We start from the raw sequence: 537 nt of genomic DNA, 5'->3' as shown, positions 1-537 counted from the left end.
ATAGGCATCAAAGATGGCATTTTGCCGAATGTGGCAGGGTGTTTCTTTGACCCATGCAGGCAAGTCGCTCTGCATCACTTTATTGCGTAACTTTAACTTGCTTAGTCGTTTACCACTCCGGGATAATGCAATTGCTTGGTTGTAGCAATACCGACAAGCAGCCAGCCATTTACGCCAGACTTGATTTAGCTCGGGGCTGGGGTAAATCCGGATCTTCTTTGACCTGAGTTTTGTATTTACTCCGTCCGTATAATCGGGAGCTAAAGCAGTGGAGGAGGGCGAGGATGTCCTCAACCATTTCTGGTTCTGGACTGAGACTTGTCTGGTTGAGAACCATGAGTGAACACCTGTTTTGCTCATAGAGCCATCGAAACAAGTCAAATCCCCATATTGCCAATCAGTCTTTGTGGGCAACGACAACCATGCCGACATCTCCTGACAAATGATGTCCCAGTAAGGCCAGCATTTTCTTTCCCTTGAAGTCGAGCCCGCCTCCGATTTCTGAGACGACTTCTGCTTCGGGGTAGAGGTTGGACA

1 protein-coding gene and 1 pseudogene are annotated in these 537 nt (G+C 48.2%); both read right to left on the bottom strand.

Annotated elements, in window-relative coordinates:
- Positions 1–207 (bottom strand): helix-turn-helix domain-containing protein (locus P5683_RS25685; protein ID WP_315655129.1); only part of this gene is annotated, 207 nt, incomplete at its 3' end.
- Positions 170–537, bottom strand: a pseudogene (locus P5683_RS25680) (IS607 family transposase); the annotation flags it as partial. The pseudogene P5683_RS25680 and the gene P5683_RS25685, both read right to left, overlap by 38 nt.

Source organism: Limnospira sp. PMC 1279.21, from assembly GCF_032349615.1.
In the GTDB taxonomy this organism is placed as follows: Bacteria; Cyanobacteriota; Cyanobacteriia; order Cyanobacteriales; family Microcoleaceae; genus Limnospira; species Limnospira fusiformis.
The sequence above is the reverse complement of the archived record's forward strand: the minus strand, read 5'-3'. Positions and strand labels throughout refer to the sequence as shown.